Raw genomic sequence first — 13,290 nt, forward strand, 5'->3', positions numbered from 1 at the left:
CATAGCCCTGTCGATCACCGTGTTCATCGCTTGTGGAAATTATGTGTGAATTAACTTTCCAGCTGCCGCAGCAGGCTGCGCACATCGCCGTCCATATCGGCATCGCGTTTTCTGAGATCTTCGATCAGCCGCACGGCGTGGATAACTGTCGAGTGGTCCCGCCCGCCAAACTTGCGCCCGATTTCAGGGTAGCTGCGCGGGGTCAGCACCTTGGCCAGATACATCGCCACCTGACGCGGGCGCACCACGGCGCGCGCGCGGCGTTTTGACGACATTTCGCTGCGATCAATCCGGTAGAATTGGCACACGGTGCGCTGGATCTCGTCAATCGTGATCCGGCGGCGGTTGGCCGAGAGAATATCGGTCAGCTGCTCTTCAGCGAGCTGAAGCGAAACCTCTTGCCCGGTCAGCTGGGCATAAGCGATCAGCTTGTTGAGACCGCCCACCAGCTCGCGCACATTGCGGGTAATCGTGCGGGCAAGGAAATCGATCACATCATCGGGCACATCGAGCGGGGCAAAGCGAGTCAGCTTCGATTCGAGGATCGACCGACGCAGTTCGATGTCGGCGGGCTGGATGTCAGCCACCAGCCCCATCGACAACCGGCTGAGCAGGCGCGGCTCGACCCCGTCGAGCGCTTGCGGCGCGCGGTCGGCGGCGAACACCAGCCGCTTGCCTTCGGCCAGCAGCGCGTCAATCGTGTAAAGCAGCTCTTCCTGCGCGCTCGCCTTGCCAATGATGAACTGGATGTCATCGACCAGCAGCAAATCGAAACTGCGCAAACGGGCCTTGAATTCGATCATCTGGTTGGCTTTGAGCGCCTGGACGAATTCGACCATGAAACGTTCTGCGCTGCAGTAGAAGATGCGTGCACGCGGATGCGCCGAAAGATAGGTATGGCCGATCGCGTGGAGCAGGTGGGTCTTGCCCTGGCCGGTTGCCGCCTTGAGGTAGAGCGGCGAAAACTGTGGCTGTTCGGTGGCTGCCATGCGCTCTGCCGCGTTTTTGGCAAGCACATTGGCTTCGCCGGTTACAAAGGCGGCAAAGGTAAGCGAGGGGTCAAGCCCCACCGAACTGGTGAAGCCTGCATCCCCGATCGTGCCGGCGGCTACCGTTATCGCGCTGCCATCGCCGCCGTCATTGGCCGGGCGGCGACCACTGCCGAGCATCAGTTCAGGCAGTTGGCGGCGTCCCGGATGGACCGAGATGCGCACCTTGCGCACTTCGCTGCGCATGATCTTCCAGGCCAGCTGCAGCCGGTCATGGAACCGGTCGTTGACCCAATTGGCGGAAAATTCGGTTGGCAGATACAGATCCAGGGTGCCGGAATCCTTGCAGATACCGCCAAGCTGAATCGGTTTGATCCACTGGCTGTGGAGCTGGTGGCCCAGATCCTTGCGCAGGCCCTGGCTGATATCGGCCCAGTCGGCGGCGAGATTTACGGCTTCGGCGTCTTCCATCAGATCTTCGTCGATTGCCCGCTTTGCTGCTCGCGCCTTGTCATGATTCTGGACCATTCCCCAAAAAATCCTATCTCGACCCCGGTCACGCGCCGGAGTGATTTATTCGAACCAACGATAGGCAAAGCTTCGCCACCGCGCGAAATCGTGATTCCGCGCTTCCCCCCATCGCTTCAGCTTGTAAAAACCCGGACTGTCCCGCCCCAAGCACCAACGTTTTATCTACGCCTTTTTATTTCACGCAAGGGGGATGGGTGTAAAAAATCAGAAATATTTTGATTGACTCGCCTTAAACCCGCAGACTTGCGTTGAAGTGATTGAATTGGCTTCAAAATACCACTCAAGCCAATGCGAATCGCGGGAAAACCTAGGGTTTCGTGCCGAACCCTATGCTTCAGGGATAAAACAAAAGGGCCGCGCCCAAACAGGGCCGGCCCTTATGTGCTGGAGTGCGCCATGCGGCAGCGGCGCGAAGCCGCTGAAACGCGAATCAGAGCGAAGCGACTCGCTTCGTCAGGCGCGACATCTTGCGGGCAACGGTGTTCTTGTGGAGCACGCCGCGGGCCACGCCGCGAGCGAGTTCAGGCTGCGCAGCCTTGAGCGCGTCAGCAGCGGCGGCCTTGTCACCGGTTTCGCATGCGGCTTCGACCCTTTTCACGAAGCTGCGAATGCGGCTCATGCGTGCACCGTTGATTTCGGCGCGGCGGTTGTTGCGGCGGATGCGCTTTTTGGCTTGCGGCGTATTGGCCATGTCTGTCCTTGTCTCTCGACCGCCCTGTGCGGCCGGATAAATCACTATTTAGGTTGCACGAAAAACGGCGATTCCTCGCCGCAAAGCGCGCCACATAGTCGCGACTCGCCAAATCGTCAAGGAAAGGCTCACCTCTGGCACGTCGCGCAAAACCAGCTGCTGCGCCCGCCCTGCGCGAAGCGACGGATTACTCCCCCATCATCACGGTGGCAGGCTTCGCCTTCTCGGCCATAAACATCGAACGAGCAAGCGAAATAGCCCAGCGCGCCATCGGGCGCGGCATAGTCACGCAGGGTGGAACCGCCGTCGCGGATCGATTGCTCGAGCACTAGGCGGATCGCGGGCACCAGCCGTTCAAGCTGCGGACGCGTGACCTTGCCGCCTGCCTTGCGTGGGTGGATGCCCGCACGCCACAGCGCCTCGCAGACATAGATATTGCCGAGCCCGGCGACGATGCGTTGGTCGAGCAGGCACAGCTTGATTGCCTGCTTGCGCCCGATGAGCGCGGATTTGAGATAGGTCGCGCTGAATTCATCACCCAGCGGCTCCGGCCCCAGCGCGGCAAAGGGCGCCCAGCAGTCGAGTTCGCCAGTCTCGACCAGATCGACCGAGCCGAACCGGCGCGGATCGCATAGCGCAAAGCGGTTGTGCGCGGTTTCAAGCACCAGATGGTCATGCCGGTCCGCATCGGCGGGATCGATCCGCCACCTCCCACTCATACCCAGATGGAACACCATGGTCTGGTCGCGGTCGGTGTGGATCAGGCCATATTTGGCGCGGCGCCCCAGCCCCGTCACTTGCGCGCCGGTGAGCACCTGCACCAGATCGGGCGGGAAGGGGCGGCGCAAATCGGCCCGGTTTACGCGCACGCGGGTGATCCGTTCCCCGTCAAGGAACCGCGCGAGCCCGCGAACCGTTGTCTCAACTTCTGGAAGTTCTGGCATGGTTTCTTCTGATTGACGGAACCGGCTGGCGCTCAGCCCAACAAGGACGTTCCTTTAACACCCTTTGCCACGCCCGCAATTCATCCTAAGGCGCCTCGCGATGACGGATAAAGTTTCCTTTGGCTATGAAGATGTAGCCCCCGAAGAAAAGACCCGCCGCGTGGGCGCGGTGTTTTCCAATGTCGCGCGCAAATATGACGTGATGAACGATGCCATGTCGGGCGGGATGCACCGGCTGTGGAAGGATCGTTTCGTGCGCCGGGTAAAGCCGCAGCCGCATGAGGCGATCCTGGATATGGCCGGCGGCACGGGCGACATCGCCTTCCGCCTGGCAGCGCGTGGGGCCGAAGTGGTGGTGGCTGACATCAACCAGGACATGCTCGATGTAGGGATCGAGCGCGCCATGGAACGCGGGATAGATGGCCTGTCATGGTCATGCCAGAATGCTGAAACGCTCACATACCCGTCAAACACCTTTGATGCCTACACCATTGCTTTCGGGATCAGGAACGTCACCGATATTCCCAAGGCGCTGCGCGAGGCGCACCGGGTGCTGAGGCCCGGCGGGCGCTTTTTCTGCCTCGAATTCTCGACCACCGAATGGCCCGGCTTCAAGGAAATCTATGACGTTTATTCGCACAGGCTGGTGCCCGCGATCGGCAAGGCGATTGCCGATGACGAGGATTCCTATCGCTACCTGATAGAATCGATCCGCCGCTTTCCCGATATGCCGAGCTTTGAACGGATGATCCGCGAGGCAGGCTTTGTGAACACGCGGGTCGAACCGATCATGGGCGGGCTGGTCGCGATCCATTCGGGTTGGAAGATTTAGGTTGCCACGTCCGGCCACGCATATCTGGCGGCTGCTCAAATGGGGCCGTACGCTGGCGCGGCATGGTGCGCTGCGCGGGATCGAACGCGATCCCAACACCCCGCTACCGGTCAAGCGGCTGGCGCGTATCGCCCGACTGGGCACTTTCCAGCCAGCGGTTCCCGATTATGCCGGTGCGTTCACGGATATCGGCCCTGCCGCGATCAAGCTGGGCCAGACGCTGGCAACGCGGCCAGATCTGGTCGGGGTTGAGGCCGCGCACAATCTGCTGACCTTGCAGGATAGCCTGCCGCCGGTGCCCTTTGCCGAGATCGAGGCATCGATTACCGCGACTTTCGACAAGCCACTGAGCGAACTGTTCCAGCATATCGATCCGGTTCCGGTTGGTGCAGCCTCGATCGCGCAGGTCCACCGCGCGGTGACGAGCGACGGGCGCCAGGTGGCGGTGAAGGTGCTGCGGCCCGGCATCCGCGAACGCTTTGCGAGCGACATTGGCACCTATGAATGGGCCGCTGCGCATCTTGAGGCGCTGGGCAGCGACGAGGCACGCCGGCTCCGCCCGCGGCTGACCATCGCCAATTTCAAGCGCTGGACCAATCGCGAGCTGGACTTGCGGCGCGAGGCGGCATCGGCCTCTGAACTGGCAGATTCGATGAAGGGTTTTGCCGGCTACCGCATTCCGGAGGTCGACTGGGATCGAACCAATGGCCGGGTGATGACGATCGAATGGGTCGACGGAATCAAGATCAGCAAGGTCGACGAGCTCAGGGCCAAGGGACATGACCTGCCCGAACTGGCCAATCGGCTGGTGCTCGCTTTCCTGACGCAAGCGATCTCGGGCGGTTATTTCCACGCCGATATGCACCAGGGCAATCTGTTCGTGGAGGATGATGGCACGATCGCAGCGATCGATTTCGGCATTATGGGGCGGATCGATCGGCGTGCGCGGGTGTGGCTGGCAGAAATCCTCTATGGCCTCACCACCGGCAATTACCGCCGCGTGGCGGAAATCCATTTCGAGGCGCAATATGTGCCGAGCTATCACTCGGTCGATGAATTCGCGACCGCGCTGCGAGCCGTGGGCGAGCCGATGCGCGGCAAACCGGTGAGCGAACTCAGCGTGGGCCAGATGCTCGACGGCTTGTTTGCGATCACCCGCGATTTCGACATGCAGACCCAGCCGCATTTGCTGCTGTTACAGAAGACCATGGTGATGGTCGAAGGCATTGCGACCCAGCTCAACCCCCAGATCAACATGTGGGACACGTCTGCGCCCTATGTGCGCAGCTGGGTGCGTGACGAGTTGGGCCCCGAGGCGGCCTTGGCCGATGCGATTCGGGAGAATGTTTCGACCTTGCTGCACCTGCCTGGACTTGTCCGGCGGCTGGAAGAGAAATTCCCGCCCAGGGGCGGCGCGCCCGAACCGCCGCCATTGCCTGACGTCGAACTGATCGTTGGCCCTGGCACAGGAAAACAGCGCAGCTGGCCAGGCTATTTGCTTGCTGCGGCGCTGGGCGCAGCGGCGCTCTACGGCGCCCTGGCGCTGGGCTGGATCGGCTAGTCTTCGCCTTCGAAAGCATGGTGCGGCAACATGCGGCTGCCGATCAGCGCGATGACCACGATGACCGCTTCGATCAGCATCGGCTGCCAGAACCCCTGATAGGGGCCGTCGGTCATCAGCGTCACGATCCGCCCGATCAGCGCGATTGCCATCAGCGCGGCTGAAACCAGCAAGGGATCGCCCTTGCGCGACCAGCCGCCCCAGATCAGACATCCGCCAGCGACCACGAAAAACGCGGTCATATCGGCCCTGATCGTGGCCAGGCCCATTACGCCCTGCGGGGCAAGGCCGAAGCCGGCTGCCGAGCCGACCGGGGTCAGCAGGAAGCCAATTCCCATCGCTACGAAGAACAGACCGCCAACGAAAAGCAGCGCGCGTAACACCAAAATCATGGAAATATCCCCTCAGACCTCGCAGCGATGTTAGCTGCATGTTAGGAAAGCGCTAGGTAAAACTTAACCACTATGTCGCAGGGTTGGCCTTGCAGGGTTGGCTGGGGCTGGCTGTGCGGCTAAGCGTGACGCGGATCAACCAAGGGGGAGCTCAACGCAATTATGAGTGTGTCGCTGGGCGCTGACACGGGAATTCGCTCGTGAGCGGTGCTGGACCGAAAATTCTGCTCGTCGTGGGCGGCGGTATCGCTGCCTATAAATCGTGCGAGCTGGTCCGCCTCATCCGCAAGGGTGGGGGCGATGTCACTTGCGTGCTGACCGCAGGCGGCCAGCAGTTCGTCACACCCATGGCGCTGGCAGCGCTGAGCGAGAACCAGGTCCATACCACCTTGTGGGATCTCAAGAACGAAGCCGAGATGGGCCATATCCAGCTCAGCCGGGAGGCGGACCTGGTGGTGGTGTGCCCGGCAACGGCTGACCTGATGGCCAAGATGGCGGCGGGGATTGCCGATGATCTGGCCACCACGCTGATCCTGGCGACCGATAAACCGGTGATCGCGGTCCCGGCGATGAACGTGCGCATGTGGGAACATGACGCGACGCAGCGCAATCTTGCCTGGCTGCGGGAAGCGGGCGTGACAGTGCTAGATCCGGATCAGGGCGCGATGGCCTGCGGAGAATTCGGCTATGGCCGCCTGCCAGAGCCGGAAGTGATCTGGGCCGAAATTGCGGGCCGCTTCGGAATCGAAGTTGAAGTGCCTGTGCGGGCCGCGCCGGTCGCCGCTCCGGCAATTGGGCCGGACGAAGAAGCCGAATCAGAAGATGTCGTTGAAGCGATCGAGCCTGAGGTTGCGCCCAAGGGCGGCGGGCTGGGCGGATTGCTGGCTTCGATCATCCCGCGCTCGACTGCCAAGCGCACTGCCGAGGATATCGAGGCTGAATTCCTTGCCGAAGAGGAAGCCGCGATGCTGGCGGCCGAAGCCGAGAATGATGAGGCTTTGCCCGCAGGCGAAGAGGCGGGCGAAGGCGAGTTGCCGGTTGAAGGCGGCCCGATTCTGGCCAAGAAGGGCGGGGCAAGTTCCGCCCCGCCAACCGATCCCGAAGCGATGAACCATACCGTCAAGGAGGGGGCCGCAGAGCCTGAACCCTTGGAAGGCGAAATGCCCGCACCGGCACCTGAAGCCAGAGATGTCGAGGCCGCCGAGGAAGACGCGCTGGGCGGCGGTGAATTTAAGGTCGCAGCCGGGCATCGCCCGCTCAAAGGCAAGCATGTGCTGGTCACCGCCGGGCCGACATGGGAAGCGATCGATCCGGTCCGCTACATTGCCAACCGGTCCTCTGGCAAACAGGGCTTTACCATTGCCGCAGCCGCCGCTGCGCTGGGAGCCAAGGTCACACTGGTGTCCGGTCCGGTCTCGCTCAAGACGCCCGAAGGGGTTAAGCGGGTCGATGTCGAAAGCGCGATGCAGATGTCGGAGGCGGTCAAGCAGGCCATGCCGGCAGATGTCGCGGTGATGGTGGCTGCGGTCGCTGACTGGCGCCCCAAGGATTTCAAACCCGAAAAGATGAAAAAGCGGGGCTCTGCTCCGCCTGCGCTGGTGCTGACCGAGAACCCCGATATTCTCACCAACGTCGCAGCAGCAACTGACCGGCCCAAGCTGGTGATCGGCTTTGCCGCCGAGACCGAGGATGTGATCGACAACGCCAAGAAGAAGCGCAAGCGCAAGGCGGCTGACTGGATCATTGCCAATGATGTTTCTGGCCCCAAGGGCGAGAGCGTGATGGGCGGGGACACCAACCGGGTGCACATCATCAATGATGCGGGCGTCGAGAGCCTGGAAGAAATGCCCAAGCTCGAAGTGGCGTTGGCGCTGGTGCAGCGGATGGCAGAGGCGCTGGCAGAAAAGGAAGCCAATGGCTGATCAGGTTGCGGTGCAGGTCAAACGCCTGCCCAATGGCGTGGGTCTGGAATTGCCGCGTTACGCCACCGACGGGGCAGCCGGGATGGACGTGGTTTCCGCCGAAACCGTCACGCTTGCCCCTGGTGCGCGGTATGCCGTGGCGACCGGGCTGGCGCTGGCGATCCCTCAGGGTTACGAGATCCAGGTTCGTCCGCGCAGCGGCCTTGCGCTGAAACACGGCATCACCGTACCCAACACGCCGGGCACGATCGACAGCGATTATCGCGGCGAGCTCAAAATCATCCTGATCAACCATGGCCCCGAACCGTTCCCGATTGCACGCGGAGACCGCGTGGCGCAGCTGGTGCTGGCGCCGGTTATTCAGGCGGCCTGGGACGAAGTCGAGGAACTGAGCGAAACCGCGCGCGGCACCGGCGGCTTTGGCTCAACCGGTGGGCACGTGAAGCTGGTCTGATCGTCTACCGGCAGTTGATCAGTTATCGAGCCGGCGGACCTTGTTCTCTTCGGGCTTGATCGTAATCCGCAGTGTCTCGCCCGAATTTCCGGGGAAATCGACGAACATCGCCTCGACCAGATTGGGCACAAGATATTGCAGGCGGTTCGAGGAAGAGACCGCCTGCGCCTTGCCTTCGAACAGCCGTTCGCCAGTTCCCGTATCGTCGATCTTCAAGTCGATCCCGCTGGTATAGACGGTGTAGCTGCGTACATCCGGACCGCCGAACCACGGATCGTAGAAGCCATAACCCCAGGCGCCGTATGGGCGATGGAACCCGCTGCGGTAATAGCCGCGATACCACGGGCTCCAGAACGGATCATACGCACCCGCCCCGGTCGAGCGCACCTTTTCGCGGCCGTTGTCGACGCCATAGTCAAAGCGCACAAGCAGGCCGGCATTTTCTGGATTGGACTGGGTATAGCCCAGCCGTTCCATCTGGGCTTCGACCATATCGGCATAGAGCGCGAATTCGAGCCCACCGGCAAGCGCCGGATCGTCTGCCACTACGGCAAAAGTCTCGCCTGCGGGTGCGGGCAATGTTGCCTGGAAGCGCGACACATCGGCTTTGAAGCCGGGTGAAGCGCAGGCCGCCAGCCCTGCCAGCAAGATGGGCACGGACGCAATCCTGAGCGCGCGGGCGCTGAAACGGCTTGTCTTGGTCATATCGCCACCTTCAATCTGGTTTGCGCCGAAAGGACGCTCATATTGCTGCGCCTCGACGACGCAAGCTGTCATTTAAGTGCTGCGAAGTAAACCAAAAGGGGTGAACGGGAATTGAATGCATTTGCCCCGTGCAATTCTACCCTCCCCCTCAGCCGCGTGCGCGCACCAGCCCCAGCGCCTTGTAGGCGGCATCGAGAGTGGGGGTGCCCAGCTCGCGGGCGCACGCCGCGCCGCGTGCCAGAATCGCGTCGAGCGTTTCGCGGTCATCCTTGAGCTCTCGAAATCGTGCGCCGATCGGCGCCAGAGTTTCGACCAGCAATTCGCCCAGGGCGGGCTTGAACACGCCGAATCCCTGCCCGCCGAATTCACTCAGCACGGCATCCGTGCCTTGGCCTGAAAGCGCGCCATAGATCCCGACCAGGTTCAATGCTTCGGGCCGCCCTTCCAGCCCCTTGACCTCGCTCGGCAGCGGTTCAGGATCGGTTTTGGCCTTCTTGACCTTCTTCATGATCTCGTCGGCATCGTCAGCCAGATTGATGCGGCTCATGTCGCTGGGATCGGATTTGCTCATCTTGGCGCTGCCATCGCGCAGGCTCATGATCCGTGCCGCTTCAGGCGGGATGATCGGATCGGGCAGGGTGAACACGGGCGCCTCATCGGAAGCGAAATCATTGTTGAATTTCTGCGCGATGTCGCGTGCCAGCTCCAGGTGCTGCTTCTGGTCCTCACCTACCGGCACATGCGTCGCCTGGTACAGCAGCACGTCCGCGGCTTGCAGCACCGGATAGGCGAAGAGTGCAACCGAGGCTCCTTCACGGTTCTTGCCCGCCTTGTCCTTCCACTGCGTCATCCGGTTCAGCCAGCCCATCCGCGCCGTGCCGCCTAGCAACCATTGCAGTTCGGCATGCGCGGGCACCTGCGCCTGGTTGAACAGGATCGCCTTGTCGGTATCGAGACCGCAGGCGACCAGCGTGGCAACCAGCTCAAGGGTGGAGGAATGCAGTTCCCGCGGATCATGCTGCATCGAAATGGCGTGCAGATCGGCAATGAAGATCAGGCACTCGCCGCCTGCTGCCACGGCATCGTCCTGCAGCTTCACGTAATTGCGGATCGCACCGAGGTAATTGCCGAGGTGGGGCTTGCCGGTGGGCTGGATGCCGGAAACAACGCGCATGGAATATTCTCTGAAATGGTATTTAGGCCTGGCGGCGCATTAGGCGCTGGACCGCCGCCTTGTCGAGCACCCCAAGCAACACGGCGAAAATCGCATAAGTGGCGATGCCGATAAGCATCAGCGCCATGATCGACAGCCCGCGTTCGATTGTCGAGCCGCTGAAATAGGGGTCGCCATAGATCATCGCCAGCCACAGCGCCGCACCCATCGGCAGGGCGGCAAGAGTGATGCGCGCCAGCCGGCCCGTGACGCGTGCGGTCAAACGGAAAAACCCGCGCCGCACCAATATGCCATAAAGCAGTGCGGTATTGACCCAGGCCCCCGCTGCGCCCGCCACGGCGAGCGAAAGTACGCCGATGCGCGGCACGAAATAGAGATTGAGCGCCACCGCAACCGTCAGGCTGATCGCGGCGGTGATGACCGGGGTGCGGGTATCCTTGCGGGCGAAGAAATTGGGCGTCAGCACCTTGACCAGCACATAGGCCGGCAGGCCAATGACCAGGCCGGAAACCAGCATCCCCGTGATCGCGGCATCTTCAGGCGTGAATGCTCCGGCCTGCATGAACACCCGCACGAAGGCGCTCCCGGTCACGAACAGCGCCACGGCGGCAGGCACGGTGAGCAGCATCGACAGTTCGATCGCGTTGGATTGCAGGCGCTGCGCTTCCTCGCCCTCCTCACGCGCGATGAAGCGGCTCAGCGCGGGCAGTATAGCGGTGCCCAGCGCAATCCCGATGATTCCCAGCGGCAACTGGTTCCAGCGGTCGGCCATGGCCATATAGGTCAGGCTGCCATCGGGCAGCACGCGGATGAAGGCCAGATCGATGAAGCGGCTGATCTGGTAAACGCCGGCGCCGAACACGGCGGGCACGATCAGGACGAACATTTCCTTCACCTGCCGGGTGAGGCGCGGGCGGCGCAGCGGGATCGAAAAGCCCGCCCGGCGCATCCAGTAGCCGAGCCAGGCGAGCTGGAGCAGCCCGCTAACCGAGACTGCAACCGCCAGGAAAAGGCCTACCTGCTGGCGTGTCGCCTCACCGCCCGGCTGGGCCGCCCCCCAGAACAGTGCCACCAGCAGGCAGATATTGAGCAGGATCGGAGCTGCTGCCGCTGCGGCAAAGCGCGACAGCGAGTTGAGAACCGCCGCAGTCAGCGTGGCGAGGCTCATGAACAGCAGATAGGGGAAGGCAATCTGCGCCATCATGACCGCCTGCGCGTAGGTTCCAGGGTCTGCACGCAGCTGGGCATTCGCGAACAGCCACAGCACCCACGGCATGGCCACCATCATCAGTGCACCGAACAGCACCAGTATCGGAAGCAGGATTGCCAGCACTTCGCTGGCAAAGCGGCGCGCCTCGCTTTCGCCTTCGGCCATGTGACGGTTGAATAGCGGCACGAAGGCACTGGCAAAGGCACCTTCGGCGAAAAGTCTGCGGAACAGGTTGGGTAGCTGGAAGGCAAGCTGCCAGGCGTCGGCCACGCCGCCCGCGCCCATTACGCGAGCCAGCATGATGTCGCGGACAAAGCCGAACACGCGGCTGACGGCCGTCAGCCCGCCGATCGTTCCCACGTTCTTGACCAGGCTCATGTCAGAACTGCCCGATCAAGCCAAGGCTCGCTCAGGCCTCGCTGGCGGGCGATTCGGCAGCCGCCGCTTCCTGCTCGCGCTTGGCTTGCAGCTGCTGGATGTAGAGCCCGTTGAAATCGATCGGGTCGATCATCAATGGCTGGAACCCGGCATCACGTACTGCGTCGGCCACAACTGCGCGGGCGAAAGGGAACAGCAGGCGCGGCGCTTCGGCAAAAAGGAAGGCATGCGCCTGGTCCTCGGGCACATTACGGATGCCGATAAGTCCGCAATAAGCCAGCTCGACCAGGTAGGCGTTGCCCTGCGATGACTTGGCGGTGACATTCACCTTGAGCTCGACCTCGGTCACTTCATCGCTGATCTTGTTTGCGCCGATGTTGAACTGCAAGTCGATCTGCGGTTGTTCCTTCCACTGGAACACCTCGGGCGCATTGGGATTCTCAACCGAAAGATCTTTGACATATTGCGTGATAATTCCGGCGGACGGCAGTGTATCTGCGCCATTGCCCTGCGGTGGGGTTGGATTGAGATCGGTCAGGATATCGCCTTCGTCGGCCATTGTTCGGTGCTCTTTCACGTGTTTGTTTGTGAGGAATATACGATCGGGATGCCACCTGCGTGGTGGTTTGGCGCGCCGCCTAGCATCCAAGCGCGGTTCCCGCAACCGATGCGACTATACCATGGCATCAGAAAAAAGGGACCGAATCTCCCGATCCGGCGTTGTCGAGGGGCCTCTAAAGTCCTATCTGTCGTCAAAGGGGCAAAAGAAGGCGCGGCTGTTCCGCGCTTGCCAACCGCTGGATAGATCAAGTGATTGTTGAAATTGTCATTCTCGCCATGATTGCGGCCTTCCTTGGCCTCAGGCTCTATTCCGTGCTTGGCCAGCGTGCCGAACATGAAGAAGAGTCGATCCCGCATCGCTTCGGGGCAGGTGATGAGGATCGTGCCCAGGCCGCCGCCCCGAAACCTGCCGCACAGACGGTTGTCCAGATTGCTCCACAAAACCGGCTTGATGGCCTGGTGCCTGCGGTTGAGCGGGGCGTGCGCGAGATTGCCGCGGCTGACCCGCGATTTGATATCACCGCCTTTCTCGCGGGTGCAAGGGGCGCTTATGAGATGGTGCTGGAAGCCTTCTGGAACGGTGATCGCGAGACGCTGAAGGAACTGTGCGATGACGATGTCTACGCCGGTTTCAGCGGCGCGATCGACGCGCGGGAAGCGGCCGGGCAGACGCTCGACAACAAGTTGATCCGGATAGAGGACACCCGCATACATTCGGCTGTGCTTGACGGGCGAATGGCGCGTGTTGCGGTGCTGTTCGTGTCGGATATCGCTGCGGTCACGCGCGACAAGGAAGGCAATGTCATCGCCGGATCGCTCGACGATGCGGTGGAAAGCCGCGATGTCTGGACCTTCTCGCGCGATGTCACGTCGGCGGCACCTGACTGGTTGCTTGACGAGACCGACGAGGGCTGAGCGCCTCGCCGCATTCCTATTGAGGAGAACC

At 61.9% G+C, this 13,290-nt stretch carries 13 protein-coding genes; 5 read left to right on the forward strand and 8 right to left on the reverse strand.

Annotation, left to right across the window (positions count from 1 at the left end; genetic code table 11):
• Positions 1-50: 50 nt before the first annotated feature.
• The 3 genes from dnaA to mutM all read right to left on the reverse strand — a co-directional run bounded on the left by dnaA (position 51) and on the right by mutM (position 3,155).
• Entirely contained in the window at positions 51-1,517 is a 1,467-nt protein-coding gene (gene dnaA / locus ACX2DJ_RS04715) for a chromosomal replication initiator protein DnaA (RefSeq protein WP_462571273.1), read from the reverse strand.
• 433 nt (positions 1,518-1,950) lie between these two features.
• The gene (gene rpsT, locus ACX2DJ_RS04720; RefSeq protein ID WP_462572552.1) at positions 1,951-2,211 is read right to left on the reverse strand and encodes a 30S ribosomal protein S20; all 261 of its coding nucleotides are present in this window, start codon (positions 2,209-2,211) and stop codon (positions 1,951-1,953) included.
• A 128-nt stretch (positions 2,212-2,339) separates the two neighbouring features.
• Complete coding sequence (gene mutM / locus ACX2DJ_RS04725; protein ID WP_462571274.1) at positions 2,340-3,155, reverse strand: bifunctional DNA-formamidopyrimidine glycosylase/DNA-(apurinic or apyrimidinic site) lyase; 816 nt, start codon at positions 3,153-3,155, stop codon at positions 2,340-2,342.
• Positions 3,156-3,255: 100 nt separating this feature from the next.
• Here mutM and ACX2DJ_RS04730 point away from each other — a divergent pair, with 100 nt between their 5' ends.
• Together ACX2DJ_RS04730 and ubiB are read left to right on the forward strand one after the other, a co-directional pair.
• Positions 3,256-3,987 carry a class I SAM-dependent methyltransferase gene (locus tag ACX2DJ_RS04730; protein WP_462571275.1) on the forward strand — a complete coding sequence of 244 codons (732 nt, stop codon included), beginning with the start codon at positions 3,256-3,258 and terminating at the stop codon, positions 3,985-3,987.
• Position 3,988: 1 nt separating this feature from the next.
• Positions 3,989-5,548 carry a 2-polyprenylphenol 6-hydroxylase gene (gene ubiB / locus ACX2DJ_RS04735; RefSeq protein ID WP_462571277.1) on the forward strand — a complete coding sequence of 520 codons (1,560 nt, stop codon included), beginning with the start codon at positions 3,989-3,991 and terminating at the stop codon, positions 5,546-5,548.
• Here ubiB and ACX2DJ_RS04740 read toward each other — a convergent pair.
• On the reverse strand, positions 5,545-5,940 hold the full coding sequence (locus ACX2DJ_RS04740) for a DUF4345 family protein (RefSeq protein WP_462571278.1): 396 nt from the start codon (positions 5,938-5,940) through the stop codon (positions 5,545-5,547). The genes ubiB and ACX2DJ_RS04740 overlap by 4 nt on opposite strands.
• A gap of 200 nt (positions 5,941-6,140) precedes the next feature.
• On the opposite strand from ACX2DJ_RS04740, the gene ACX2DJ_RS04745 reads away from it, so the two are divergent.
• Together ACX2DJ_RS04745 and dut are read left to right on the forward strand one after the other, a co-directional pair.
• A complete protein-coding gene (locus ACX2DJ_RS04745) occupies positions 6,141-7,862 on the forward strand; it encodes a bifunctional phosphopantothenoylcysteine decarboxylase/phosphopantothenate synthase (RefSeq protein ID WP_462571279.1) in 1,722 nt (573 codons plus the stop codon).
• Entirely contained in the window at positions 7,855-8,316 is a 462-nt protein-coding gene (gene dut / locus ACX2DJ_RS04750) for a dUTP diphosphatase (RefSeq protein WP_462571280.1), read from the forward strand. The genes ACX2DJ_RS04745 and dut overlap by 8 nt, the downstream gene beginning before the upstream one ends.
• Positions 8,317-8,334: 18 nt before the next feature.
• Here the strand turns inward: dut and ACX2DJ_RS04755 are convergent, their stop codons facing one another.
• From ACX2DJ_RS04755 to secB, 4 genes are all read right to left on the reverse strand, one after another.
• The gene (locus tag ACX2DJ_RS04755; RefSeq protein WP_462572553.1) at positions 8,335-9,021 is read right to left on the reverse strand and encodes a DUF4136 domain-containing protein; all 687 of its coding nucleotides are present in this window, start codon (positions 9,019-9,021) and stop codon (positions 8,335-8,337) included.
• 148 nt (positions 9,022-9,169) lie between these two features.
• Positions 9,170-10,195 (reverse strand): tryptophan--tRNA ligase, encoded by a 1,026-nt coding sequence (gene trpS / locus ACX2DJ_RS04760; protein ID WP_462571281.1) that lies wholly within the window; start codon positions 10,193-10,195, stop codon positions 9,170-9,172.
• A 22-nt stretch (positions 10,196-10,217) separates the two neighbouring features.
• On the reverse strand, positions 10,218-11,783 hold the full coding sequence (murJ, locus tag ACX2DJ_RS04765) for a murein biosynthesis integral membrane protein MurJ (protein WP_462571282.1): 1,566 nt from the start codon (positions 11,781-11,783) through the stop codon (positions 10,218-10,220).
• Between the two features lie 31 nt (positions 11,784-11,814).
• Positions 11,815-12,342 carry a protein-export chaperone SecB gene (secB, locus tag ACX2DJ_RS04770; protein ID WP_462571283.1) on the reverse strand — a complete coding sequence of 176 codons (528 nt, stop codon included), beginning with the start codon at positions 12,340-12,342 and terminating at the stop codon, positions 11,815-11,817.
• 251 nt (positions 12,343-12,593) lie between these two features.
• On the opposite strand from secB, the gene ACX2DJ_RS04775 reads away from it, so the two are divergent.
• Positions 12,594-13,259 (forward strand): Tim44/TimA family putative adaptor protein, encoded by a 666-nt coding sequence (locus ACX2DJ_RS04775; protein WP_462571284.1) that lies wholly within the window; start codon positions 12,594-12,596, stop codon positions 13,257-13,259.
• The last annotated feature ends 31 nt before the right edge of the window (positions 13,260-13,290 follow it).

The sequence above is a fragment of the Altererythrobacter chaiwopuensis genome, assembly GCF_054957755.1.

Coding starts and splice junctions, on each gene's coding strand:
- secB (WP_462571283.1), bottom strand. CDS start 12,342: ATGGCCGACGAAGGCGATATCCTGACCGATCTCAATCCAACCCCACCG.
- dut (WP_462571280.1), top strand. CDS start 7,855: ATGGCTGATCAGGTTGCGGTGCAGGTCAAACGCCTGCCCAATGGCGTG.
- ACX2DJ_RS04755 (WP_462572553.1), bottom strand. CDS start 9,021: ATGACCAAGACAAGCCGTTTCAGCGCCCGCGCGCTCAGGATTGCGTCC.
- trpS (WP_462571281.1), bottom strand. CDS start 10,195: ATGCGCGTTGTTTCCGGCATCCAGCCCACCGGCAAGCCCCACCTCGGC.
- ACX2DJ_RS04730 (WP_462571275.1), top strand. CDS start 3,256: ATGACGGATAAAGTTTCCTTTGGCTATGAAGATGTAGCCCCCGAAGAA.
- rpsT (WP_462572552.1), bottom strand. CDS start 2,211: ATGGCCAATACGCCGCAAGCCAAAAAGCGCATCCGCCGCAACAACCGC.
- ACX2DJ_RS04740 (WP_462571278.1), bottom strand. CDS start 5,940: ATGATTTTGGTGTTACGCGCGCTGCTTTTCGTTGGCGGTCTGTTCTTC.
- mutM (WP_462571274.1), bottom strand. CDS start 3,155: ATGCCAGAACTTCCAGAAGTTGAGACAACGGTTCGCGGGCTCGCGCGG.
- murJ (WP_462571282.1), bottom strand. CDS start 11,783: ATGAGCCTGGTCAAGAACGTGGGAACGATCGGCGGGCTGACGGCCGTC.
- dnaA (WP_462571273.1), bottom strand. CDS start 1,517: ATGGTCCAGAATCATGACAAGGCGCGAGCAGCAAAGCGGGCAATCGAC.